This is a genomic window from Streptomyces sp. CA2R106 (assembly GCF_037034245.1).
Lineage (GTDB): Bacteria > Actinomycetota > Actinomycetes > Streptomycetales > Streptomycetaceae > Actinacidiphila.
In genome coordinates, this window is sequence record NZ_JBAGKC010000002.1 from 242,295 (window position 1) to 267,329 (window position 25,035).

The 25,035-nt window shown below is 71.2% G+C and carries 21 protein-coding genes; 8 read left to right on the forward strand and 13 right to left on the reverse strand.

Annotation, left to right across the window (positions count from 1 at the left end; all coding sequences use genetic code 11):
* The first annotated feature begins 23 nt into the window (after nt 1–23).
* Nucleotides 24–530, forward strand: coding sequence for an NUDIX hydrolase (locus tag WA788_RS04240; RefSeq protein ID WP_335971728.1), 507 nt, complete (start codon nt 24–26; stop codon nt 528–530).
* A 79-nt stretch (nt 531–609) separates the two neighbouring features.
* Here WA788_RS04240 and WA788_RS04245 read toward each other — a convergent pair whose 3' ends face one another.
* Both WA788_RS04245 and WA788_RS04250 read right to left on the reverse strand, forming a co-directional pair.
* The gene (locus WA788_RS04245; RefSeq protein WP_335971729.1) at nt 610–1,245 is read right to left on the reverse strand and encodes an HAD family hydrolase; all 636 of its coding nucleotides are present in this window, start codon (nt 1,243–1,245) and stop codon (nt 610–612) included.
* Between the two features lie 111 nt (nt 1,246–1,356).
* Nucleotides 1,357–2,673, reverse strand: a complete 1,317-nt coding sequence (locus WA788_RS04250) for a serine hydrolase domain-containing protein (protein ID WP_335972218.1) — start codon at nt 2,671–2,673, stop codon at nt 1,357–1,359.
* 359 nt (nt 2,674–3,032) lie between these two features.
* Between WA788_RS04250 and WA788_RS04255 the strand changes: the two genes are divergently transcribed.
* On the forward strand, nt 3,033–6,293 hold the full coding sequence (locus tag WA788_RS04255) for a discoidin domain-containing protein (protein WP_335971731.1): 3,261 nt from the start codon (nt 3,033–3,035) through the stop codon (nt 6,291–6,293).
* Nucleotides 6,294–6,348: 55 nt separating this feature from the next.
* Here WA788_RS04255 and WA788_RS04260 read toward each other — a convergent pair whose 3' ends face one another.
* The 4 genes from WA788_RS04260 to WA788_RS04275 all read right to left on the reverse strand — a co-directional run bounded on the left by WA788_RS04260 (nt 6,349) and on the right by WA788_RS04275 (nt 10,001).
* A complete protein-coding gene (locus tag WA788_RS04260; protein WP_335971733.1) occupies nt 6,349–7,002 on the reverse strand; it encodes a M15 family metallopeptidase in 654 nt (217 codons plus the stop codon).
* Nucleotides 7,003–7,099: 97 nt separating this feature from the next.
* Nucleotides 7,100–8,365 (reverse strand): tyrosine-protein phosphatase, encoded by a 1,266-nt coding sequence (locus WA788_RS04265; protein WP_335971735.1) that lies wholly within the window; start codon nt 8,363–8,365, stop codon nt 7,100–7,102.
* A 210-nt stretch (nt 8,366–8,575) separates the two neighbouring features.
* Complete coding sequence (locus tag WA788_RS04270; RefSeq protein WP_335971738.1) at nt 8,576–9,361, reverse strand: GntR family transcriptional regulator; 786 nt, start codon at nt 9,359–9,361, stop codon at nt 8,576–8,578.
* A gap of 49 nt (nt 9,362–9,410) precedes the next feature.
* Nucleotides 9,411–10,001, reverse strand: a complete 591-nt coding sequence (locus WA788_RS04275) for a MarR family winged helix-turn-helix transcriptional regulator (protein ID WP_335971740.1) — start codon at nt 9,999–10,001, stop codon at nt 9,411–9,413.
* Between the two features lie 96 nt (nt 10,002–10,097).
* On the opposite strand from WA788_RS04275, the gene WA788_RS04280 reads away from it, so the two are divergent.
* Entirely contained in the window at nt 10,098–10,814 is a 717-nt protein-coding gene (locus WA788_RS04280; protein ID WP_335971742.1) for an SDR family NAD(P)-dependent oxidoreductase, read from the forward strand.
* A gap of 104 nt (nt 10,815–10,918) precedes the next feature.
* Nucleotides 10,919–11,482: a dihydrofolate reductase family protein gene (locus WA788_RS04285; RefSeq protein ID WP_335971744.1), complete on the forward strand. Its 564-nt coding sequence runs from the start codon at nt 10,919–10,921 to the stop codon at nt 11,480–11,482.
* Nucleotides 11,483–11,521: 39 nt separating this feature from the next.
* Here the strand turns inward: WA788_RS04285 and dnaB are convergent, their stop codons facing one another.
* On the reverse strand, nt 11,522–13,891 hold the full coding sequence (gene dnaB / locus WA788_RS04290) for a replicative DNA helicase (RefSeq protein WP_335971748.1): 2,370 nt from the start codon (nt 13,889–13,891) through the stop codon (nt 11,522–11,524).
* 521 nt (nt 13,892–14,412) lie between these two features.
* Between dnaB and WA788_RS04295 the strand changes: the two genes are divergently transcribed.
* Complete coding sequence (locus WA788_RS04295) at nt 14,413–15,735, forward strand: MATE family efflux transporter (protein WP_335972219.1); 1,323 nt, start codon at nt 14,413–14,415, stop codon at nt 15,733–15,735.
* 127 nt (nt 15,736–15,862) lie between these two features.
* Here the strand turns inward: WA788_RS04295 and rplI are convergent, their stop codons facing one another.
* From rplI to rpsF, 4 genes are all read right to left on the reverse strand, one after another.
* Nucleotides 15,863–16,312, reverse strand: a complete 450-nt coding sequence (rplI, locus tag WA788_RS04300) for a 50S ribosomal protein L9 (RefSeq protein WP_335971751.1) — start codon at nt 16,310–16,312, stop codon at nt 15,863–15,865.
* 16 nt (nt 16,313–16,328) lie between these two features.
* A complete protein-coding gene (rpsR, locus tag WA788_RS04305) occupies nt 16,329–16,565 on the reverse strand; it encodes a 30S ribosomal protein S18 (RefSeq protein ID WP_031512678.1) in 237 nt (78 codons plus the stop codon).
* A gap of 44 nt (nt 16,566–16,609) precedes the next feature.
* Nucleotides 16,610–17,206, reverse strand: coding sequence for a single-stranded DNA-binding protein (locus WA788_RS04310; RefSeq protein ID WP_335971759.1), 597 nt, complete (start codon nt 17,204–17,206; stop codon nt 16,610–16,612).
* Nucleotides 17,207–17,310: 104 nt separating this feature from the next.
* Complete coding sequence (gene rpsF / locus WA788_RS04315) at nt 17,311–17,601, reverse strand: 30S ribosomal protein S6 (RefSeq protein ID WP_202234799.1); 291 nt, start codon at nt 17,599–17,601, stop codon at nt 17,311–17,313.
* A gap of 256 nt (nt 17,602–17,857) precedes the next feature.
* Between rpsF and WA788_RS04320 the strand changes: the two genes are divergently transcribed.
* The 3 genes from WA788_RS04320 (at nt 17,858) to WA788_RS04330 (ending at nt 20,482) form a co-directional block, all read left to right on the forward strand.
* A complete protein-coding gene (locus WA788_RS04320; RefSeq protein ID WP_335971762.1) occupies nt 17,858–18,175 on the forward strand; it encodes a hypothetical protein in 318 nt (105 codons plus the stop codon).
* A gap of 81 nt (nt 18,176–18,256) precedes the next feature.
* On the forward strand, nt 18,257–19,378 hold the full coding sequence (locus WA788_RS04325; RefSeq protein ID WP_335971764.1) for a lipid II:glycine glycyltransferase FemX: 1,122 nt from the start codon (nt 18,257–18,259) through the stop codon (nt 19,376–19,378).
* Between the two features lie 63 nt (nt 19,379–19,441).
* Nucleotides 19,442–20,482 carry an alanine racemase gene (locus tag WA788_RS04330; protein ID WP_335971767.1) on the forward strand — a complete coding sequence of 347 codons (1,041 nt, stop codon included), beginning with the start codon at nt 19,442–19,444 and terminating at the stop codon, nt 20,480–20,482.
* Between the two features lie 108 nt (nt 20,483–20,590).
* Here WA788_RS04330 and WA788_RS04335 read toward each other — a convergent pair whose 3' ends face one another.
* Both WA788_RS04335 and WA788_RS04340 read right to left on the reverse strand, forming a co-directional pair.
* A complete protein-coding gene (locus tag WA788_RS04335) occupies nt 20,591–22,105 on the reverse strand; it encodes a glycosyltransferase family 87 protein (RefSeq protein ID WP_335971768.1) in 1,515 nt (504 codons plus the stop codon).
* A gap of 152 nt (nt 22,106–22,257) precedes the next feature.
* Complete coding sequence (locus WA788_RS04340) at nt 22,258–25,026, reverse strand: transglycosylase domain-containing protein (RefSeq protein WP_335971770.1); 2,769 nt, start codon at nt 25,024–25,026, stop codon at nt 22,258–22,260.
* Nucleotides 25,027–25,035: the final 9 nt, after the last annotated feature.

Consider the following 25,035-nt stretch of genomic DNA (forward strand, 5'->3'; position numbering starts at 1 on the left):
CCCGGTCGCGGCAGATCTCAGGCATGCCTCCGGACACGCTCCCACTCCCCTCCACCCGGCCGGTGGTCAAACGCACGGCCCGCGCGATCATCCTCGACGGCGACCGGCTGGTGCTGATCAAGCGGACCAAGCCCGGCCTCGCCCCCTACTGGCTCACTCCCGGCGGCGGTGTCGAGGAGGACGACACCGGGGTGCTCGGCGCGCTGCACCGCGAGATCGACGAGGAACTCGGCGGGAAGATCACCGACCCGGTGCCCGCCTTCGTCGACACCGTCGAGCACATCGCGGCCAACGGCTCGCACGGCGTCAAGGTGCAGTATTTCTTCGTCTGCCGGCTGGAGTCGATGGACCTGGACCGGCGGCACGGCCCGGAGATCGACGAGCCGTGCGGCAGCTACGAGATCGTGCGGGTGCCTTTCACCCGGATGGGACTGGCCTCCGTGGAGATCGTGCCGCTGACCCTGCGGCACTACCTGGACGCGAACATCGAAGGGGTGCTCGGGCTGCTCGGCCCCGACCTGGGCTGCTGAGGCGCCACGCCCGGGGCCCCGGTCCGTCGGCCCGCCCCCGCAAGGCCCCCGCCGCCGGTCGTACCGGCGAGGGCGGCGGTCAGGCCTCCGCCACCAGCGCGTACGCCTCGCGCAGGTCGCTGCCGGTGTACGCGTGCGTGGCCAGTCCGCTGACGTGATCATCCCCGTTGACGGCCACCGAGAGCGGGACCACGCCGAACAGCGCGGTGTCCGACAGCGAGTCGCCGTAGGCCACGCAGTCGTCGCGGCGGACACCGTAGCGGGCGCACAGCTCGTCGGCGATGGCCACCTTGGACTCGGGCATCAGGATGCCCGACAGGTCGAGGACGGCGTCCGGCGCGAAGGGGAAGGTCGGGAAGACCGAGGCCCGCGCCTCGTGGACGCCCCACGCCCGCAGCCGGGTCACGAAGAAGTCCGGCGAGAGCGACACCACCGCGCAGTGGTCACCGCGGGCGGTGATGTCGGCCCAGACCTCGCGAATCCCCGTCAGCCACGGCGCACCCGCGAAGGCGGTCGCCACGTGACGTTCCGTGAGCACGGACCACATCCGGTAGGCCTGTCGCGCAAAGTGCGGCGAGTCGATTTCACCGCTGCCCAGCGCGCGGTCCAGCTCTCGGAACTCGGCCGTCATGCCGATCTGCCGGGCGATCTCCATGCCGGCGGAGGTGCCGGGCATCAGTGTGCCGTCCATGTCGAATATGTGCAGCCGAGCCATCCTGCCCCCTTGTCGTCCCGCCAGTGTTCCACGTGGAACACTCCGCGTGACCAGCCCCCGTCCTCTGCCGGCCGTGTCAGTTGTCGGCGCCCGTCGCCGCCGTGTCCGCCGTCAGCTCCAGCCGGGGAAGCCGCCCGGTACCGGTGCCTGCCGGTCGTAGGGCTCCCTGGTGAACACGAACGACCCCACGTCGAGATGGCTGAGGGTGCCGTCATCGCGCCGCACCGCCCGAAGCGTCTCGCCGGCGTAGTAGCCGTCCTGCCCGGTCCAGGTGCCGTCCGGTTCCACGTGGAACACCGTCCCGCGGCCCTGGCCGACCAGCGGCCGCAGCTCCACGTCGCCGGAGGCGTGGACGAGCAGCCCGTACCCGCGGGTGCCCCAGTACCAGGCGCCGGCCAGTTCGAGCAGCGCGGCGTCGAGGGAGTCGGCGGGCCGCCACGGCGCGGGGAAGGCGGGTTCGGCGTCCGCGGTGATCGTCAACAGGTCGGCCGCGAGACCGCTCACGGCGGGCCCCGACGTCGCGTTGGCCAGCGCGACCGCGCCGAGCCGTTCCTCCACGTCCACCCACACCGTCGCCAGGAAGCCCGGCATCGAGCCGGTGTGGCCGATCAGGGTACGACCGTGGTGCCGCGTGATCTGAATGCCGAGGCCGTACCCGGCGCCGGGCTCACTCGCCTCGGCAGGCGCCGCCGGGACCCGCATCTCCGCCACGGTCGCCTCGGCCAGGACCCCGTCCCGACCACCGGCCAGGAACGCCGCCCACCGGGCGAGGTCGTCGACCGTCGACCACAACTCCCCGGCCGGCGCCATCAGTCCGGTCTGCTGCACCGCCTCGGGCACCATCACATCGGCCCACGGGTGCACGGCGAACCCGCCCGCCGCGGGCTGCTGCGGCAGTAGCCCGGTCCGGCCCATCCCCAGCGGGTCCAGCACTTCGCTCTGGAGGGCGTCTCCCCACGGCCGGTCCCGCAGTCGGGCCACCACCGCTCCGAGCAGCGCGAAACCGGGGTTGGAGTAGTGGTGCCGCCGCCCCGCCGGATGCTTGACGGGTGTCTCGCCGAGTACGTCCGCCAGCTCCGGCCGCAGGTCGCCCGGGGTGCGCTCCCACCACGGACCGGGCGTCTCGGAGGCGATACCCGAGGTGTGCGCGAGCAGTTGGCCGATCGTCGCTCCGCCCACCGCCGTGCCCGGCAGGTGCTTCTCCAGCGGGTCGGTGAGCGCCAACCTGCCCTCGTCGCGCAGCCGCATCACCAGCACCGCGACGAAGCTCTTGGTCAACGACCCGATCCGGTACTGCGTGTCGGTGTCCGGCGCGTGCCCCTCGACCATGCTGCACGCGCCGCTCCACACCAGCGCTCCGTCCCGCACCACCCCGCCGATCAGCGACGGCGTACGGCCCGTGGCCTGTTCCACCGCGACCCGGTGCATCAGCGCCCGCGTCGTGGTGGGCAGCAGCTCGCCCCCGTACGCCTGCGGAGAGTCGGTCGTCACCACGTGCCCCCTGCCCTTCTGCCGAGCTCCGCCCGGCACTACCGCTGATCGACATCCGCACCGACCGTACCCCTGGGAGGCGGACGGCAGGGGCGCCGGCGCCCACCCGCCACGACCACCCCGTACGGACCGCCGGAATCCCTCCGGCCTTACGTGTCAGAACGGTTGACACCTCCCACGGCCCGGCGTGACCATCACGTCGGCCCGAGAGCGCTCTCACCGCGCCATGTCCGCGCTCCGCGCCACCTGTCGGCCCCCCCAACGCGCGTGCCGTCACCCGACATCCAGGAGTACACATGAGGGTCACCCCACGAGGGCTCTCCTATCCGGCCCGTAAACGTTTCCGACACTCTCCGCGGAGTGTCGTCCTGCTCGTCCTGGCGCTCATCGCCTCGGCGTACCTCTCGCTGAACCCGGCCTCCTCCCAGGCCGCCGCACCCCAACTGCTCTCCCAGGGCAAGCCGGCCACGGCCTCCTCGGTCCAGGACGCCTTCACCGCCAACGCGGCGGTCGACGGCGACCCCGGCACCCGGTGGTCCAGCGCGGCCGCCGACCCCCAGTGGCTCCAGGTCGACCTGGGCGCCAGCCACTCCCTCACCCAGGTCGTGCTCAACTGGGAGACGGCGTACGGCACCTCGTACCAGATCCAGACCTCGCAGGACGGCACGGACTGGACCGACGTGTACTCCACCACCAGCGGCACCGGAGGCGTCCAGACCCTGGCCGTCAGCGGCACCGGCCGCTACGTGCGGATGTACGGCACCAAGCGCGTCACCCAGTACGGCTACTCCCTCTGGGAGTTCCAGGTCTACGGCTCCGGCGACGACACCCCGCCCACGTCCTGCGGCGACACGAACGCGGCCCTCGGCAAGCCTTCCAGTGCCTCGTCGACCGAGAACGCCGGCACCCCCGCGGCAGCCGCCTTCGACGGCAACGCGGGCACCCGGTGGTCCAGCGCGGCCGCCGATCCGCAGTGGGTCCAGGTCGACCTCGGCTCCTCGCAGAGCATCTGCGGCGCCCAACTGACCTGGGAGACCGCGTACGCGACGGCGTATCAGATCCAGCTCTCCGACGACGGTTCCACGTGGAACACGGTGTACTCCACCACGACCGGCGCCGGCGGCACCGAGAACCTCTCCTTCAGCGGCACCGGCCGCTATGTGCGCATGTACGGCACCAAGCGCGCCACCCAGTACGGCTACTCCCTCTGGGAGTTCACCGTCCTCACCCCGGGCGGTACCGGCACCCCGCCGACCGGCGGAGACGGCGACTGCCCTTGGGTCGGCTCGACGGCGCCGGTCGCGGACCGCGTGGCGCAGGTGATGGCGCAGATGACGAACGCCGAGAAGGTGTCGATCCTGCACGGCAACAACAACGCCTCGCCGTACATCGGCAACATCAGCGGCATCCCGTCGCTGTGCATCCCCGCGCTCGGGCTCCAGGACGGTCCACACGGCGTGGGCGACGGGCTCGGCGGCGTGACGCAGATGCCGTCCGCGAACGCCTCGGCGGCCACCTGGGACAGCGCGCTGGAGCAGCAGTACGGTGCCGCGATCGGCGCCGAGTTCGCGGGCAAGGGCGCGCAGGTGGCGCTCGGTCCGACGCTGAACATCGTCCGCGACCCGCGCTGGGGCCGCGCGTTCGAGACGTTCGGCGAGGACCCGTACCTCAACGGGCAGATGGCCGCCGCCGACATCAAGGGCATTCAGAGCCAGGGCGTGATGGCCGAGATGAAGCACGTGGCCGTCTACAACATCGAGAACCCGGCGGGCACGGTGATCGTCGACGACCGCACCCTCCAGGAGCTGTACCTGCCCGCCTTCCAGGCGGCGGTGGCGCAGGGCGCGCCCGCGGCGGCCATGTGCGCGTACAGCGTGGTCAACAACGTGCCGGCCTGCCAGAACCCGGCGCTGCTGAACGTCGGCCTGTACCAGCAGGCGAACTTCGGCGGCTTCGTCACCAGCGACTGGGGCGGCACGCACTCGACGCAGGAGTCGGCGAACGCGGGGCTGACGGTGGAGATGCCCAACGGCTACTTCTACGCCGACTTCCTCGCGCAGGCGGTGGCCGACGGCACCGTCAGCCAGGCAACGCTGGACACGATGACCAGCCGGCTGCTCACGCAGTACTTCGCGTTCGGGCTGTTCGACAAGGCGCCCAGCGGCTCGACCGGCGCCACCGTCACCAACGCCGCCCACCAGCAGGTCGCGCTCCAGGGGGCCGAGGAGGGCGCGGTGCTGCTGAAGAACAACGGCATCCTCCCGCTGTCCACCGCCACCACCAAGTCGATCGCCGTGATCGGCTGGGACGGCGGCGCCGGGGTGCAGACCATCGGCGGCGGCAGCGCCACCACCACCAGTTCCGGCACGGTCTGGCCGATCACCGGCATGCAGGACCGGGTGGCGGGCACCGACACGACGGTGCAGTACGACAACGGGACCGATCTCGACTCGGCGGTCGCGCTGGCCCGCGGCTCGGACGTGGCGATCGTCTACGCGTCGGACAACTACGGGAACGAGGAACACGACACCACCACGCTGGACCTGCCCAACAACGGCGGCAGCTCGGTCAGCGACAACGACATGATCGCCGAGGTGGCCGCGGCCAACCCGCACACGATCGTGGTGCTCAACGACAACTCGGCGGTCACCATGCCGTGGCTCGACCAGGTCGCGGCCGTCTTCGAGGGCTTCTACCCGGGGCAGGAGATCGGCACGGCGATGGCCGCGCTGATCTTCGGTGACGTCGACCCGTCCGGCAAGCTGCCGGTGACCTTCCCGAAGTCGCTGGCCGACGTGCCCGCGCACACGGCGGCGCAGTGGCCGGGCACCAACGGGCAGGTCCAGTACAGCGAGGGTCTGGACGTCGGGTACCGATGGTATGACGCGAAGAACATCACCCCGCTCTTCCCGTTCGGCTTCGGCCTGTCGTACACCACCTTCGGGTTCAGCGGCCTCCAGGTGGGGGCGCTGAGCGGTGGGACGGCGACCGTGCACGCCACGGTCACCAACACCGGGTCGCGCGCCGGCACGGAGGTCGCGCAGCTCTACGTCGGGGACCCGGCGTCCACCGGTGAGCCCGTGCACCAGTTGCGCGGGTACCAGCGGGTCACCCTCGACCCGGGCCAGTCCAAGACGGTGGCCTTCACCGTCAGCGCGCACGACCTCGCCTACTGGAACACCTCGGCCGGCAACTGGACCACCGCGGCGGGCTCCTACCAGATCCTGGTGGGCGACTCCTCGCGGAACCTGCCGCTGACCGGCACCCTCGACGTACCGACCACCGTCACCCCGGCCGCAACCGCCACCACACCCGTGTCCCTGCCCAACCCGTACGGCATGAGCAGCCCGGTGCACCAGCAGGTCGACTGGGCGTACGGCAGGAACACCGACGGCACCACCTACACCGCCACCGGCCTGCCCCCGGGCATCTCCCTCTCCACCGACGGCACCTTCAGCGGAGCCGCCACCCAGCCCGGCACCTTCACCGTCACCGTCACCGGCCGCACCCCGACCGCCACCCCAGGCTCCGCCACCTTCATCTGGACCACCACCTAGCCCCACCCCCTCCCGGCGCCCCCGCCCCCACCCGGCCGGGGGCGCCCCACCGCGATCAGCCGAGCTCGGCAGCCCCGAAGCACGCAACCCCCGCACCGGTCTGCAAAGCCCAGTACCGGTCCCCGTACGACCAGTGCCACCACTCCGTCGGGTAGTTGACGAGCCCGGCAGCCGTCAGCACGGAGCCCAGCAGCTCACGGCGCGAGGTTGCCTCCCGGCTGATGTTGCCGGCCCCGGTGTAGCAGGCACCGGCGCTCTCCTCCGGCGTCGCGTTCATACGCGTACCCATGTCGAGCTCATGTCCGTCGGCGTCCGCGAGTGTCACGTCTACGGCGGCGCCCGCGCTGTGGGGAGCGATCTCCGGCGGGGACACGTAGCGGCTGGCGGCCGAGCGGATCTGTGCCGCGGACCACTCCGGGTGCACGGCCCGCAGGTCCGTCGCGTACGCGTCGAAGTAGCGGCGCTGGAGCGACGGTGGCCGGTATCCCTCGACCAACAGCAGCCGTATCCCCGGGGGCAGGTGTCCCTGTGCGTCGAGGAGCCTGTCGAGCACTCCCTGCCGTACGTGGGCGAAGGCGCCCGCGGGGTCCTGCTTCCTTTCGTCGACCAGAAGTGCGGGGCTCCGTCGTACGTCGGTGAGGGGTTCACCGCACTCCTGGAGCGGTACCGCGGCCACCCTGGCGTCGGACATCAAGACGATCTCGGTCATGGCCCGATCATTCCGTGGCGGGTGGTGAAGCGCTGCCCCGACGGCCGCACCGCACCCTTCCTTCGGGTTTCCGGTCGGGGGTGCGGTGGGATTTGGGTCAGGAGGTGAGCATGCGGGTGCGGAGGGCGGTGAGGTTCTTGCGGGTCAGGCCGAGGCCGCCGTGGGCGAGGGGGGTGGTGGCGTAGTTCTCGACGGTGCCGAAGTGGGCGGTGACGTAGTCGAGGCCGGCGTCGAGGTAGGAGGTCTCGACCTTCATGAAGGCGGTGTAGACGGCTTCCTCGTTCTGGGCGGCCGCGGTGGCGTCCGCGGAGGTGGCGCCCTTGGCGATGGCGGCCTGGTACGTCGCGTCGTAGATGCTCTTCAGCGCGCTCTGGGTGGCGGCGGAGCCGAAGGAGTAGGTGTTGCTGAGGAGGTAGTCCTCGGTGACGGTGGACTTCGAGACGCCCAGCAGCGACAGCAGCAGCGCGGAGGCCCAGCCGGTGCGGTCCTTGCCCGCGGAGCAGTGGTACAGGGTGGCGCCCTTGCTGCCGGCGATCTGGGTGAGCAGCTTGCCGAAGTCGGTGCGGGCGTTGAGCGACGAGGCCATGCTGACCTCGCCGTCCTGCATCATCTTCTCGGCCGCGGCCTCGGTGTCGATGCCGCTGGGCAGGCCGGTGCCCTGGGTGCCGCTGATGTTCAGCTCCTCCCACGCCGCACCGATCGGCACGACGTCCGCGGCGGCCGTGACCTCGTCGGGAGTGCGCAGGTCGGCGTCGAGGGTGATGCCGAAGCTGTTGACGACGACGGCGTCGGCCGGGGTCAGGGAGAGCGCGGCGGAGCGGTAGACGGCGCCCATCTTGACCCAGTGGCCGTCGGTGGTGCGGTAGCCGCCGGCGTCGCGCAGGTTCGGGTCGCTGGCGAGGTCCAGGTCGCGGATGGTGAGGGTCAGCGGGGCCCCGGTGGAGGGGACGAGCCGGACCCAGTTGCCGTGCGCGCCGGAGACGGTCAGGGTGGCGGTTCCGGCGCCGCTGCCGACCAGGGTGCGCTGCGCGTCGGCGGTCGCGCCCGCGTACACGGAGACGTGCGTGGCGCTGGAGGCCCATGAGACCTTCAGGGTGCCGACGGTGCTTCCCGCGGTGACGGAAGCGGCGGTGAAGGGGACTGCCTTGGCGGCGGGCTTCCCGGTGTTGTTTCCGGCGGCCTTCCCGGAAGCATTCCCGGATGCCTTCGCGGAAGCCTTCCCGGATGTCGGAGCCGGTGCGGCGGCTGCCGCGTCCGTCGCGGCGAACGTCCCCAGCAGGGTTCCGGTGGCCAGCAGGGAGGTGGCGGCCAGCGCCGCCCGCTTGGTGCGGGGGCTGTTGACGCGGTTGTGAGCCTCAGTCATGTGTTCGGGTCTTTCGGCTGGGGCTGCCGTCCCCTTGGGGAGGCGGCGACCTGGGCGGGCGCCCACGCCGAGCGTGAGCGGCACGGCCCGTGGGTTGCCGTGCCCCGCGATCCCAACTCATCTAGATGAGATCCCCGGGCGCACCGGATGACCCGGAGGCGACGCAGGTGTGAACGCTGGGGTGGCCTTACGGGCCCGACCAGGGCCGATTCAGGCGCCGCCGCGCTCCTCCTGCGGGCGGTAGCGCATCACGTACTTCGACCGGGACCCGAGGGCGTAGCGCCGTACGTAGAAGACCGGCGTCCCGTCCGGGTCGACGCTGACCCCGTCGCGGACCATGACGGCCGTCCCCACCCGCACCTTGAGCTGCTCGGCGACGAACAGCCCCGCCGACGCCGCCGTGAAGCCCCGCCAGTCGTTGACCCAGGTCACGCCGTACTCGCGCGCCAGCACCACCGCCAGGTGAGGACCGTCCCCCCAGCGCTGCGGCAGCGTGCCGAAGCGCCGCCGGTCGAGCCAGTAGTCGCACGGCACCGCCTGCCCGGCCTGCGCCGTCGCCGGCCCCAGGCCGTGCACCTCCAGCAGGGTGCGCACCAGCAGCAGTTCGCCCGGGTCCACCCCCAGGTGCCCGGCCGCTTCCCTGTCGCTGCTGTCGCCGAAGGACAGGACGTGCTCGACGACCGACGGCGCGGGGTCCTCCCGCGTCGCCCACTGGCCGCCCGCGGTCTCCCACCGCTCGCTGCCCGGGTCGATCGTCACCTCGACCGTGGTGGCGGGCTCGGACACGTAGGTGCCCTTGCCGTGCCGGATGGTCACCGCCCCGGCGCGCTCCAACTCGTCGAGTGCCTGCCGCACCGTCAACCGGTTGACGCCGAACTCCCGCACCAACTCCGGCTCGGACGGCAGCTTCTCGCCCGGCCCCCACTCTCCCGCGTCGATCCGGCCCTGCAACGCCGTCGACAACTGCCGGTACACAGGCACGGACTGACGAGACACGGCGCGAGGCTAACACGCCCACCACGGCGGCGCCCCGAGCGCGGAGACCTCAGCCCATCCGCGCCCGTACATCCGTGAACAGCTTGTCCAGCAGCCCTACCAGCGTCTCGCGTTCGCTCGCGGACAGGCCCGTGACGAGTTCCGCCTCACGCCCGAGCACCGCGTCGACCGAGCGCTCGATCAGCGCGTGCCCTTCTTCGGTCAGTTCGACCAGCACCGTACGGCCGCCCGCCGGTGCGGCGCCGCGCCGTACCAGGCCGCCGTCCTCCGCACGGTTCACCCGCTGCGACACCGCACCGGCCGTGACCAGGGTGCGGCGGGCGATCTCGCGGGTGGAGAGGGTGTACGGCGGTCCCGCGCGGCGGAGCACGGAGAGCAGATCGAGGGTCGCCGCGTCGATTCCGGCGGCGCGCAGCACCCGGGCGCGGTCATCGGCGAAGAGCTTGGACAGCCGCCAGATCGGCGTGACAACCTCGATCGACGTGGTCGGGGTGCCGGGCCGCTCCCGCTGCCAGGCGGCGGCGATGGCGCCGGCGGGATACGGCGGCGCGGCGCCCGGAGGCGCACCGGGAGGCGGATCTCCTGAGACGTACACGTCGGCATGGACCTCCGCTGCCACGTCCACGTCCCGGTCGGCCATGGCCGGCTCCTCCCCTCTTGCCGCTGCGACACTCACTATGTTTAGCTCTAAACGTACCAGCTCGGAAGCCACACCTCTGCTGCGAGGAGCAGACTCTTGACCCGTACTGTGCTCGTCACCGGTGGAAGCAGCGGCATCGGCCGCGCCGTCGCCGCGCGCTTCGCCGCCGACCACTGCGAGGTCGTGGTGACCGGACGGCACACCGACAGCGTCGAGCGCACCGCCCGGGAACTGGGCGTACGCGGCGTGGTCTGCGACGCGACCGACCCGGCGCGGACCGCGGCGCTCGCCGGGCAACTCGCCGCGGTGGACGTCCTGGTGAACGCGGCCGGCGGTCTGCCCGCGGCGGCCCCCGACGGCGCCCCGCCGCTGGAGTCCCTGCTCGCCGAGTGGAGTTCGAGCCTCAGCAGCAACCTGCTCAGCGCCGTGCTGACGACCGCCGCCGTACGCGACCGGCTCACCGACGGCGGCACCGTGATCAGCATCGGTTCGATCGGCGCCGAGCGGCGCGGCGGGTCGTACGGCGCGGCCAAGGCCGCCCTGGGCGCGTGGAGCACCTCACTGTCGGCGGAACTCGCACCGGTCGGCGTCACCAGCAACGTGATCTCCCCCGGTTACGTCACCGGCACGGACTTCTTCCGCGGTGGTATGACCGGCGCCCGGCACGCCGCACTGGTCCAGGAGACACACAACCTTCGGCCCGGCACTCCCGAGGACATCGCCGAGACCGCCTTCTTCCTCGCCTCCTCGGGCGCACGGCACATCACCGGCCAGACCCTGCACGTCAACGGCGGGGCCTTCACCACCCGTTGATCCGCTCCCGCGACCATTCCCGGGCGGCGCGGGTCGCGCGCCGATGAGTTTTCCGCGCCGAGCGGGTCCCATACACCGGGCACCCACGGACGGAAGGCTGGGGCATGCGGAAACTGGTCTACGGCATGAACCTGACCCTGGACGGCTACACCGCCGCGGCCGGTGACGACATCGGCTGGAGCGGGCCGAGCGACGAGCTGTTCCAGTGGTGGCTCGAGCACGAGCAGGCGACCGGCCTGTCGCTGTACGGGCGCAAGATGTGGGAGGCGATGAGCTCCTACTGGCCGACCGGCGACCGGCAGCCCGGCGCCACCGCGGCGGAGATCGAGTTCGCGCGGAACTGGCGGGACACCCCGAAGGTGGTGTTCTCCTCGACGCTCGAGGAAGTCGACTGGAACACCCGCCTGGTCACCGGCGACGCGGTCGCCGAGATCACCCGGCTCAAGGCCGAGGACGGCGGCCCGATGCACATCGGCGGCGCGACGCTCGCCGCGGCGGCCATGCGCGCCGGGCTGATCGACGAGTACGTGATCGCCACCCACCCGGTCCTGGTGGGCGGCGGCACACCGTTCTTCACCGCGCTGGACGACTGGGTGGACCTGGACCTGCTGGAGACCCGGACGTTTCCCGGCGGCGTGGTGCTGACCAGGTACGAGACGAGGCGCTGAGCAGCCCATGGGGCACGCGGCGGCCCTACGAGGAGGCCGTCAGGTGTGGGCCATGTCGACGAAGCGGGAGTAGTGGCCCTGGAAGGCGACGGTGATCGTGGCGGTGGGGCCGTTGCGGTGCTTGGCGACGATCAGGTCGGCCTCGCCGGCGCGGGGGGACTCCTTCTCGTAGGCGTCCTCACGGTGCAGGAGGATCACCATGTCGGCGTCCTGCTCGATGGAGCCGGACTCGCGCAGGTCGGAGACCATCGGCTTCTTGTCGGTGCGCTGCTCGGGCCCGCGGTTGAGCTGGGAGAGGGCGATCACGGGGACCTCCAGCTCCTTGGCGAGGAGCTTGAGGTTACGGGACATGTCCGAGACCTCCTGCTGGCGGCTCTCGGGGCGCCGGGACCCGCCGGACTGCATCAGCTGGAGGTAGTCGATGACGACCAGCCGCAGGTCGTTGCGCTGCTTGAGCCGGCGGCACTTGGCACGGATCTCCATCATCGACAGGTTCGGCGAGTCGTCGATGTACAGCGGCGCCTCGGTGACGTCCGACATCCGGCGCGCGACCTTCGTCCAGTCGTCGTCCGTCATGGTGCCCGAGCGCATGTGGTGCAGCGCGACCCGCGCCTCGGCGGACAGCAGCCGCATCGCGATCTCGTTGCGCCCCATCTCCAGGGAGAAGATCACACTGGGCATCTTGTTCGCGATGGAACAGGCCCGCGCGAAGTCCAGCGCCAGGGTGCTGTTGTGGGTGGGCACCATCGAACGCGTGGCCAGGTACATATGGTCGGGGTTGTCCACCTGCACGCAGCGCACCGGGACGCTCGGTACCTCGCGCGCGCCGGTGATGACGCGCCGCGTCAGCCGCGCGGTGCCGGGGCCCCGCCGCTCCTCGTGCAGGCGCCGCTTGCGGTCGAGGGCGAAGACGTCGTCGCCGGTCGTGAAGTCGACGGTGTACGCCGTGGACGGCTCCTGCGAGCGGCCCTCGACCGGGCCGGTCGCCGTGTCGCAGGTGTATCCGAGACTCGTCAGCAGCTCGCGGAAGCCGTCGGCCAACGCACGGTCGGCGGCGGTGAACCGCACCGAACCGGTGCCGGTGACCGTCCCACCGGTGTCGAGGAGTCCGGCCAACAGCTCCCGCCGCTGCTCGACCGAACCCCGCAGGTACGCCTGCGGAATGTGCTTGTTCCCGTCCGCCGAGGTGGTCCGGGCCGAACCGCTGTGCCCGTCCGCCAGCCGCGCGCCCAGCGTGTACGGCGGGACGGGCAGGTCGGCCGGGGGAAGGTCGAGGGGCGCGGCGTTCCGCACGGTGTGGTTGAAGCCGTTGCCGTGATCGGTGAGGCAGCGCAGTGTCTCGGCGATCTCCTTGGTCGTCCGGACCTCGGCACGGACACGTCGGCTGTCGTCCTGGGCGTGCGGCCGAGCCGAGTGGCGGGAGGCCAGTGTGTCCGTGAGCCACTGGTGGTCCGCGTCGGCGATGACGGTCGTACCGTCATCGAAGGTGACCTCGTAGCAGGGGCGTTCGGACATGACGTCGGTGGCGGCGACCACCAGGGTGTGTGTCCCGTCGGCAGCGAGCAGCTGGTCGCCGACCCGCACCTCGCCCATCGTCGTCCAACCGGTCGGCGTGGGAAGGGGCGTGTCCAGCGCCAGCGCCTTTCCCATGGCCGGGCGGGCGGCGATGACGATCATCTGGCCGGGGTGGAGGCCGTTGGTGAGGGAGTCGAGGTCCGTGAAGCCGGTGGGGACGCCGGACATCTGGCCGCTGCGGGAGCCGATCGCCTCGATCTCGTCGAGCGCGCCCTCCATGATGTCGCCGAGCGGCAGGTAGTCCTCCGAGGTGCGCTGCTCGGTGACGGCGTAGATCTCGGCCTGGGCGCTGTTGACGATCTCGTCGACGTCGCCGTCGGCGGCGTACCCCATCTGCGTGATGCGGGTGCCGGCCTCCACGAGGCGGCGCAGCACCGCGCGTTCGTGCACGATCTCGGCGTAGAACTCGGCGTTCGCCGCGGTGGGCACCGCGTTGACGAGGGTGTGCAGGTAGGGGGAGCCGCCGATGCGGGCGATCTCCCCGCGCTTGGTGAGTTCGGCGGCGGTGGTGATGGGGTCGGCGGGCTCGCCGCGCGCGTAGAGGTCGAGGATCGCGCTGTAGATCGTCTCGTGGGCGGGCCGGTAGAAGTCGGCGCCCTTGAGCACCTCGACGACGTCGGCGATCGCGTCCTTCGACAGCAGCATGCCGCCGAGCACGGACTGCTCGGCGTCCAGGTCCTGCGGGGGAACCCGCTCAAAGCCGCCGCCCTCGGCGAACCGGCCCTCGTCCGCGCCGCCGGCGCCGCCGCCGCGCTTGCGGAACTGGCTGACCGCGGGGCGCTCGTCCGGGGGGTGGTCCGCCCAGTGGTCGTCCGCGGGTTCGGGCTGGCTCATTCCCGCCACCTCCTCCCGTCCGGCCGGGTCGGCCGGACCCCGCGTGCGTATCACTCTTTCACGGCGGCGCCCCGGATTTCACGGCGGCACAGCCGACCAACGAGCCTCCCGGCGCACGCGCTTCGCGGAGTCGGGGACGGTCCACGCTAGGCCCACCGGCGGCCCACACCAAGCCGGTTATCCACAGGGGGTGTGGATGACGGGCGCATACCTGTGGAGAACTGGCCCCAACCTGTGCACGACCCTTGGGACAGTGCTGTGGACAACCTTGCGAATCCGCCACCATGACGGCTCTGACCTGCGACTTCTTCGTCCATAGCCTGTGCAGGAGAAAAACTTCGGCCCCCGGATCAAGATCATGACAAACAACGCGGAGGAGATCACTCTGCGCAGTCGCCCGTAATGATCAGATCGCGACTTCACCTCTTACTTGTGGACGGTTAGGATATCCCGCTGTGAGCCCCGAGCCCCCCACCGTCCACCCGCCGACGCCGCGCGAACCCGCGCGGCCGCCGACGTCCGTGCGCCGCCGCCACGACCGGGAGATCGTCGCCCTCGCGCTGCCCGCCTTCGGCGCCCTGGTCGCCGAGCCGCTTTTCGTCATGGTGGACAGCGCGGTTGTCGGCCATCTGGGCACCGCGCAGCTCGCCGGACTCGGCGTCGCCGCCGCTCTGCTCACCACGGCGGTCAACGTCTTCGTCTTCCTCGCCTACGCCACCACCGCCGCCGTCGCCCGCCGCGTCGGTGCCGGCGACCTGCCCGCGGCCCTGCGGCAAGGCATGGACGGCATCTGGCTCGCCCTCCTGATCGGCGCCCTGGTCATCGCCGCGGTGCTGCCGACCGCCCCTGACCTGGCCGGGTTCTTCGGCGCCTCGCACACCGCCGCCCCGTACGCGGCCACCTACCTGCGGATCAGCTCGCTCGGCATCCCGGCGATGCTCGTCGTGCTCGCCGCGACCGGGGTGCTGCGCGGCCTCCAGGACACCCGCACCCCGCTCTACGTCGCGGTGGCCGGCTTCACCGCGAACGCCGGGCTCAACGCGGCGCTCGTCTACGGCGCCGGGCTCGGTATCGCGGGCTCCGCCTGGGGCACCGTCATCGCCCAGAACGGTATGGCCGCCGTCTACCTCGCCATGGTGGTCCGTGGCGCCCGCGCACAGGCCCCGGACGCCTGGCGGTCGATGCTGCGCCCGGACGCCGCCGGGATACGGGCCTGCGCCCGCGCCGGCGTACCGCTGCTGGTCCGGACGATCAGCCTGCGGGCGGTCCTGATGATCGCCACGGCGGTCGCCGCGCGGCTCGGCGACACCGAGATCGCCGCCCACCAGATCACCCTCACCGTCTGGTCGCTGCTCGCCTTCGCGCTGGACGCCATCGCGATCGCCGGGCAGGCGATCATCGGCCGCTACCTGGGCGCCGGGGACGCCGAAGGGGCGCGGGCGGCCTGCCGCCGGATGATCCAGTGGGGAGCGATGTGCGGCGCCGTGCTCGGGCTGCTGGTGGTGCTGGCCCGGCCGCTGGTCGGACCGCTCTTCAGCTCCGACCCGGACGTACGCCGCGCGCTCGCGTCGGCGCTGCTCGTGGTGGCGCTGACGCAGCCGGTGTGCGGGGTGGTGTTCGTGCTGGACGGCGTGCTGATGGGCGCGGGCGACGGGCCGTACCTGGCCGGGTCGATGCTGGTCACGCTCGCGGTCTTCGCACCGGTCGCGTTCGCGGTACCGGCGGCGGGCGGCGGTCTGACCGCGCTGTGGTGGGCGATGGGCCTGATGATGCTCACCCGTTTCGCCGCCCTGTGGCTGCGGTCCCGGTCCGGCCGCTGGGTGGTGACGGGGGCCAGCCGCTGACCCCGGGCACGCGAAGGGCCGGCTCCCACCGGGAGCCGGCCCTCACTGGTCTCGCACGGCCGGCACGCTCCCCGTGTTTCACGTGGAACATGCCGGCCAGGCCGGTCGAAACCGGCCCGATACCGCGTTACGCGGCCACGACCTCCAGGTCGAGGACAGCCTCGACCTCGGGGTGCAGTCGCACCGAGATCTTGTGCGCGCCGAGCGTCTTGATGGGCGAGCCCACCTCGACCCGGCGCTTGTCGACCTGCGGGCCACCCGCGTTCTTGATCGCCGCGGCGATGTCGGCCGGGGTGATGGAACCGAAGAGGCGACCGGTGTCACCGGCGCGGGTGCTGAGCGTCACGCGGACGCCCTGCAGCTGGGCCTTGACGGCGTTCGCGTCCTCCAGCGAGTGGATCTCGCGGATGCGCCGCGCACGGCGGATCTGCTCGACGTCCTTCTCGCCACCCTTGGTCCACGCGATGGCGAAGCCCCGCGGGATCAGGTAGTTGCGGGCGTAGCCCGGCTTGACGTCCACGATGTCGCCGGCGGCACCGAGGCCGCTGACCTCGTTGGTGAGGATGATCTTCGACATGCTGGTCACCCTCTCCTTATCGCGCCGTCGAGGTGTACGGCAGCAGCGCCATCTCGCGGCTGTTCTTCACCGCGGTGGCGACGTCACGCTGGTGCTGCGTGCAGTTGCCGGTCACGCGGCGGGCACGGATCTTGCCGCGGTCGGAAATGAACTTCCGCAGCATGTTCGTGTCCTTGTAGTCCACGTACACGGTCTTGTCCTTGCAGAACGCGCAGACCTTCTTCTTCGGCTTGCGCGGGGGCGGCTTCGCCATGGTGTCTCTCCTGTGAGCTCAAGAAGTGTGTGAGGGTCCGCCCTCTAGAAGGGCGGCTCGTCCGAGTAGCCGCCGCCGGAGGAGGAACCGGAGCCGCCGCCCCAGCTGCCTCCGCCGCCACCCTGGCCGCCGGCCGGTGCGCTGGTGGCCCAGGGGTCGTCGGCGGGAGCCCCGCCGCCGCCCTGCTGGCCGCCCCAGCCGCCTCCGCCGCCGGCCTGGCCACCGCCACCACCGCCGCCGCCGTAGCCGCCCTGCTGGCCGCCGCGCCCGCCGCCGCCACTGGTCTTGGTGACCTTGGCGGTGGCGCTGCGCAGGCTGGCGCCGACCTCGTCGACGTCCAGTTCGTAGACCGTCCGCTTGACGCCTTCACGGTCCTCGTACGACCGCTGCTTCAGCCGGCCCTGCACGATGACGCGCATACCGCGCTGGAGCGACTCGGCGACGTTCTCCGCCGCCTGGCGCCAGACCGAGCAGGTGAGGAAGAGGCTCTCGCCGTCCTTCCACTCGTTGGTCTGCCGGTCGAAGGTGCGGGGGGTGGACGCGACGCGGAACTTCGCGACCGCCGCACCGGAGGGGGTGAAGCGCAGCTCGGGGTCGTCGACGAGATTGCCGACGACCGTGATGACGGTCTCGCCTGCCATTGGGATGACCTCTCGACTGCTTGGGGGGCGGTGCGGTGGTGGTGACTGCTACTCGGTGGTCCGGTCCGGGCGTGCCCGGTACTCGGTGGTCCGGGAGATCCGGATCAGTGGAGTTCCGGACGCAGGACCTTGGTCCGCAGCACCGACTCGTTCAGGTTGAGCTGGCGGTCCAGCTCCTTGACGACCTCGGGCGTGGCCTTGAGGTCGACGACCGAGTAGATGCCCTCGGGCTTCTTGTTGATCTCGTAGGCGAGACGACGACGGCCCCAGGTGTCGACCTTCTCCACGCTGCCGCCGCCACTGCGGACGACGGCGAGGAAGGACTCGATCAGCGGGGAGACAGCGCGCTCCTCAAGATCGGGGTCGAGAATGAGCATGAGCTCGTAGTGACGCATAGGGGAACCCACCTCCTTTGGACTCAGCGGCCACGGCGTTTCCGTGGCAGGAGGGTTTGGCTTGCGTCGCAACGGTAGCGCGGGCCACCGACAGCGCTTCCGCGCCACCGCAGCCCGGCGAAAGTACCGGTGCAGACCGCCCAGCGTACCCGGGTCGGTCCCCCGGGTTGAAATCCGCCCGGTTATGCCCCCAATCTGTATACATCGGGTGTGGCCGGCGCTACCTTGCGCCACCTCTCCATCACGGAGGTGCCCCATGGCACAGCAGCACACAGCCCAGACGTCCGAGCCCCGGACCCGCCACCGCCTCACCTTCAACACCGACGGCAGGCGCCACCCGCTGGAGAACTCGCTCCTGACGGTCACCGTCGTCCTCGGCGTCGTCGCGGTCGTCACGGCCGGGTTCCGCAGCATGCACCTGGTCAGCTCGGTGACCGGGCTGGCCGGCATCCTCACCGGCGCCTGGGGGCAGTACATCTCGGTCACCACCGCCGAGCGGTTCGCCCTGATCATCGGCCTGGGGATGTCCGCCCTCGGCTTCTACCTGGGCGTCGCGCACGGCGGCTTCTCCTAGAGCAGTAGCGGGGGCGCTCCCCTCCCGCAGTAGGCTTCGGGCCAGCAAAAGCCCGCAGTCGGAGCATGGGGAGCGCCCCGTATGAGCCTGTCCCTGAGGACCATCAGTCGCGAGCAGCACCTGGCGTACATCCAGAGCCTGCCCTCGGCGAGCCACTGCCAGGTCCCGGCATGGGCCGATGTGAAGAACGAGTGGCGTTCGGAGAACCTCGGCTGGTTCGACGACGCGTCCGGGCAGTTGGTCGGTGTCGGCCTGGTGCTCTACCGCCAACTCCCGAAGGTGAAGCGGTACCTGGCGTACCTGCCCGAGGGCCCGGTGATCAACTGGTACGCGCCGAACCTCGACGAGTGGCTGCAGCCGATGCTCAAGCACCTCAAGCAGCAGGGTGCGTTCACCGTGAAGATGGGCCCGCCGGTGATCATCCGCCGCTGGGACGCCGGCGCGGTCAAGTCCGGCATCGCCGACCCGAACGTCCTGCGGCTGCGCGACGTCGAGGCCACCTACGTCGAGCCGCGCGCCTTCGAGGTCGCCGACCGGCTGCGCCGGATGGGCTGGCAGCAGGGTGAGGACGGCGGCGCCGGCTTCGGTGACGTCCAGCCGCGCTACGTCTACCAGGTGCCGCTGGAGAACCGCTCGCTGGACGACATCCTCAAGGGCTTCAACCAGCTGTGGCGCCGCAACATCAAGAAGGCCGAGAAGGCCGGCGTCCAGGTGGTCCAGGGCGGCTACGACGACCTGCCGGTGTGGCAGAGCCTCTACGAGATCACCGCCACCCGCGACCACTTCCGGCCGCGCCCGCTGTCGTACTTCCAGCGGATGTGGACCACGCTGAACGGCGAGGACCCCAACCGGATGCGGCTGTACCTGGCCGTGCACGAGGGCGAGGCGGTCGCCGCGGCCACCATGCTGACCGTGGGGCAGCACGTGTGGTACTCCTACGGAGCGTCGGCCAACCACAAGCGCGAGGTCCGCCCGTCCAACGCCATGCAGTGGCGCATGCTGCGCGACGCGTACGCGATGGGCGCCAGCGTCTACGACCTGCGCGGCATCAGCGACTCGCTGGACGACAAGGACCATCTCTTCGGCCTGATCCAGTTCAAGGTGGGCACCGGCGGCCAGGCTGCCGAATACTTGGGCGAGTGGGACTTCCCGCTCAACAAGCTGCTCCACAAGGCACTCGACATCTACATGTCGCGCCGCTGACCGGCCGACTCTCCGTCCGGACCGGTTCCGGGCGGAGCACCGAAGAAAGGTCCTGACCAGGCGATGGCGCTCACCCTCTACGTCGACACCACACGCTGGCGTGCGCACCAGCGGTCCGTGGTCGACCAGTTCCCGGGCATCGTGCCCGTCTGCAAGGGGAACGGCTACGGCTTCGGCCACGAACGGCTCGCCGACGAGGCGACCCGGCTGCGCTCCGACATGCTCGCGGTCGGCACCACGTACGAAGCCGCCCGGATCAAGGACTACTTCGGCGGCGACCTGCTGGTGCTCACCCCGTACCGGCTCGGCGAGGAGCCGGTGCCGCTGCCGGACCGGGCGATCCGGTCGGTCTCCTCGGTGGAGGGCGTGCGCGGCCTGGTCGGCGCGCGCGTGGTGATCGAGGTGATGAGCTCGATGCGGCGGCACGGCGTCTCCGAGGACGACCTGGTCAAGCTGCACACCGCGATCGACGACGTGCGCCTGGAGGGCTTCGCCATCCACCTGCCGCTGGACCGTACCGACGGGACCGACGCGGTGGAGGAGGTCTTCGGCTGGATGGAGCGGCTGCGGGCGGCCCGGCTGCCGCTGCACACGATGTTCGTCAGCCACCTCACCGCGTCCGAACTGGCCGCGCTCCAGCAGCAGTTCCCGCAGACCCGGTTCCGGGCGCGGATCGGCACGCTGATGTGGCTGGGCGACCACGACGCCACGGAGTACCGCGGCGCGGTCTTGGACGTCACCCGGATCGCCAAGGGCGAGCGCTACGGCTACCGGCAGGAGAGGGCGGCCGCCGACGGGCATCTGGTGGTGGTCGCGGGCGGCACCTCGCACGGGGTGGGCCTGGAGGCGCCGAAGGCGGTGCACGGGCTGATGCCGCGCGCCAAGGGCGTGGCCCGGGCCGGGCTGGCCACGGTCAACCGCAACCTGTCGCCGTTCGTGTGGGCGGGCAAGCAGCGGTGGTTCGCCGAGCCGCCCCACATGCAGGTGTCGATCCTGTTCCTGCCCAGCGACGTGGCGCCGCCCGCGGTCGGTGACGAGCTGGTGGCGCACCTGCGGCACACCACCACCCAGTTCGACCGCATCGTGGACCGCCAGTCCGCCTGACGCGTCGCCGGCCCCAGCGGCTCATCGGCCCACCGGCCCCGGCCGGCCCCGCAGACCCCGCGGGCCCCGCGGCCCGCCCCAGGGCCCGCCGGAGCCGCACACGGGCGCTCAGCCGCCGTACGGCCCGCCCTCGGGACGGGGCCCGCCGTCGGCGTACGGCACCGGCGGCGCCGACGCGTGCTGGGGCTCGTGCACGGGTGAGCCGAGGACGAAGACGTCCTCGGCGCCGTCCAGCACCCCGCCGGCCGGGTCGTCGGAGCCGTCCTGCCGCAGCACGTCGTACTCCGGGCGCAGGATGTCGCGGACCACCAGCGCGCACAGGTAGAGCACGCCGAGCAGGTGCACGCCGATCGCCAGGTGGTACGCGTCGGCGGTCAGGCCGTGGTGCTTGGCGCTGTTGAGGTACGCCAGCCGGTACCAGATGCCGAGGAAGTACAGCACCTCCGCGCCCTGCCAGATGGCCAGGTCGCGCCAGCGCGGCCGGGCGAGCACCGCCAGCGGCAGCAGCCACAGCACGTACTGCGGCGAGTAGACCTTGTTGCTGATCAGCAGGGCGGCGACCACCAGGAAGCTCAGCTGGCCCAGTCGCGGGCGGCGCGGGGCGTACAGCGCGAGCGCGGCGATGCCCACGAACAGCAGCAGCATCAGGGCGATGCCGTACTCGTTGACGCCGTCGAGCGTGTCGCCGGAACGGTCCCGGACGATCATCCACAGGGAGCCGTAGTCCGTGCCGCGGTCCTTGCTGAAGGTGTAGAACTGCGCCCAGCCGTGCGGCGCGAGGGCCATCACCGGCAGGTTCACCACCAGCCACGCGGCGATCGCGGCGCCCGTGGTGCGGCCGAACTCCCGCATCCGGCCCGCCCGCAGGCAGAGCAGGAAGAGCGCGACGAGCAGCAGCACCGGGTAGAGCTTCGCGGCGGCGGCCAGCCCGATCAGCACACCGGCCAGGCCCGGGCGGCTGCGCGACCACGCCAGCAGCCCGCCGGCCGCCAACGCCACCGCGAACAGGTCCCAGTTGATGGTGGCGGTCAGCGCGAGCGCGGGGGACAGGGCGACGAACAGGCCGTCCCACGGGCGCCGCCGGTTGGTACGGGCCACGCACACCACCAGCGCGACCGCGCAGACCATCAGCATCCCGGAGTTGGCGATCCAGAACACCTGCGCGCTGTGCTGCCCCGAGCCGGGCGGGGTCAGCCAGGAGGCCACTTCCATGAACAGCCCGGTCAGCACCGGGTACTCGAGGTAGTGGATGTCCGCCGAGCCGCTGAGCGTGTCGGGGATGCGGTCGAAGTACGGCACCAGGTCGGCGCCGAAGCCGCGCTGGGTGTACATGTGCGGGATGTCGGAGTAGCAGGCGTGCGCGTACTGGAGGTCGCCGGGCGGCGGCTGGAACCAGCCGCCCGAGTAGCAGGACGCTTTCTGCGCCATGCCGAGCGCGAACATGGCGATCACCACGAGCACCATGATCCGCAGCGGGTTCCACCAGGGGTGCCCGGCGAGCGCCCAGCGGCCGGCCGGACCACCGATGAGCTCACTGCCCGCCGCGGCCACCGGGTCCTCGTCCGTGGGGCGGACGGCGGCCCGCCGCCGGTCGTCGTCTGCTCGGTAGCGCACGCTCGTCATGGCGCCATCCTGCCGTACCGGACTGTGTACGCGAGAGCCCCCGGTACCGTCACGGTCGTCACGGTCCCGGGGGCTCTCGGGGTCCTGCACCGGCTGTTCGGCGCCGGCGTCACCGCCGGGGCGTCACCGCCGGGTCCTCGCAGCCGGGTGGGTCATTGCGTGCTGGTTGTCCCCCCGCGGCCGGTACCGCCGTTCCCGTTGCCGTTGGTACTGCCGCTGCTCGTCCCGGTGCTGCTGCCGCCGCCGGTGTCGCTGGTGGTCGGTGACGTGGTGGGCGAGCTCGGGCAGCCGAAGATGGAGGTGCACGGCGTGGTCGGGGTGTCCGACGGCGTGGGCGAGTCGGTCGGCGAGGGCGGGGTGGTCGGGGGTGTCGTCGGCGGGGTGGTCATCGTGGTGGTCGGCGGGGTGGTCGTCGGCGGCGCGGGCGTCGGGCTCGACACGTTGCCGTAGATGATCTTGCCGATCTCCTCCGACGGCTTCTCGAAGTCCTTCTTCGGCTGACCGGCCATCGCGGAGGACATGTAGTCCTTCCAGATCTGCGCCGGGAAGGAGTCACCGTGCACCTTCTGGGCGCCACCGGTGCCGTACATCGCGAGGAAGGAGTTCTGCTTGCCGTTGTGCACCTGGTCGTCGCGGCGGAACATCACGATCGAGGTGGACAGCTGCGGGGTGTAGCCGTCGAACCAGGCCGACTTGTTGTCGTCGGTGGTACCGGTCTTGCCCGCCGCGGGCCGCCCGTCGGGCAGCTGCGCGGGGGTACCGGTGCCCTTCTTGACCACGTCGGTGAGCATGCCGGTGATGGTGTCCGCGACCGTCGGGGAGAAGGCGACCTTGGTCTGGAGCTGGTGCTTGTAGATCTGCTTGCCGTTGTGGACGACCGTGGACACCGAGTACGGGTCGTTCTGCCGGCCCTGGTTGTCGAACGTGGCGTAGCCGTCGGCCATCCGGATCGCGCTGGGCGAGGAGGTGCCGATGGAGTACGTGACGCTGTTCTTGTAGTCGTCCAGGCCGTTGGAGGCGTCGGCGACCAGTCCGGCGGAGATCGCGGCGTCGTGCACCTTGTCCGTGCCGACGTCCTGGCCGAGCTGGACGTAGGGCGAGTTCAGCGACTTGTCGAGGGCCACGCGCAGGGTGACCCGGCCGTAGTCGTCGCCGTCGTCGTTGGGCTGGCGCCACTGGAACGGCTTGTTGTCCTTGTCGTAGCCCACCCACGGCTTGCCCGTGTAGTCGTCGATGAGCTGGTTGTCCTTACCGCTGAAGACGCTGTCCGGCGAGACCAGGGTCCGTTCGCTCACACTCTGGGTGGCCGGCCCCGAGGGATCTCGGACGCCGTAGGTCATCGCCGCGGCCAGCACGTACGGCTTGAACGTCGAACCGACCTGGGCACCGGTCTCGTCCGCGTTGTTGGTGAAGTGCTTGGTGGCGTCGGTGCCGCCGTAGATGGCCACGATCGCGCCGTCCGACGGGTTCACCGAGGCGCCGCCGAACTGGACGTACTTGTCCATGTCCTCGCCGTTGACCACGTGGGTGCCACCGGGCTTGATGTACTGCTTCTGCACCTTCTTGACCGCGGCTTCCATCGCGTCCACCTTCTTCTTCTGGAAGGTGGTGTGGATCTGGTAGCCGCCCTGGGCCAGCTGGTCCGCGGTGAGGATCTTGTTGTTGATCACGTAGCTCTTGGCGAGGTTGACCATGTAGCCGATCTGCCCGGCCATCTGCGCGTTCTGCTTGACCGGGTCGGGCATCGGGTAGGTGGTGTACTTCGCCCGGTCGGTGGCGGACATCAGCTTGTCCTTGACCTCGAGGTCGAGGATGTCCTTCCACCGGATCATCGAGTTCTTCTTGTTGCTCGCCGCCGTGGCGATCGGGTCGATGCTGGTGTTGCCGGCGGGGTCGTAGTACGTCGGGCCCTTGAGCAGCGCGGCGAGGAAGGCGCACTGGCTCGGGTTGAGCTTGATGGCGTCGACGCCGTAGTACGTGCGGGCCGCCGCCTGGATGCCGTAGGCGCCGCGGCCGAAGTAGGAGGTGTTGAGGTAGCCCTCCATGATCTCGGACTTCTTCATCGTCGCCCCGACCTTGATCGAGATGAAGAGTTCCTTGAACTTCCGGCTGAGGGTCTGCTGCTGGTCGAGCCGGGTGTTCTTCACGTACTGCTGGGTGATGGTCGAGCCGCCCTGGGTCTCGCCGCCCTTGGCCATGTTGACCAGTGCGCGGGCGATGCCCTTGGGGTCGATGCCGCGGTCGGTCTCGAAGGTCTTGTTCTCGCCGGCGATCACCGCGTTCTGCATCGCCTGGGGGATCTCGTCGATCGTGATGTTCTGGCGGTTGACCTCACCGCCGGTCGCGATCATCTGACTGCCGTCGGCCCAGTAGTAGACGTTGTTCTGCGCCTGGGCGGCGAGGTTCTCGTTGGGCACGCTCACCATGGCGTACGCGATCCCGATCAGCCCGACCAGCCCGCCGACGAAGCCCACGCACAGGGCCGCGACCTGGCGCCAGGACGGCATCCAGTGGCGCCACCCCACCTTGCCGTAGCGGGGGTAGTCGATGAACCGCTTCTTGCCCGGGCGGCGGCCGCCGCGCCCGCCGGGGCCGCTCGCACTGCCGGCCGCGGCGCCGCCACCGGGTGCCGCACGGCGCCGGCCGCCCTTGCCGCGCCCCTGAGCGGCCCGGCGGGCGGCCGCGCGCCCCTCGTACGGCTGCTGCGGCTCGTCGCCGCCGCCCACGCCGCCGCCCACGCCGCCGGACGGCGACGACGAGGAGTACGCACCGCCGGCCTGCGGGGTGTCTCCGGGCGGGGGCCCTCCAGCGGCGCGCCTGCCACCCGGGGGAGGGGGCGTCGGCGGCTGCTGTCCCCCGCGCCGGGCGGCAGCACGGCCGCCTGACGGCGACTGCGGCGGCTTGCGACGGTGCTCGCTCATTGAACAGCT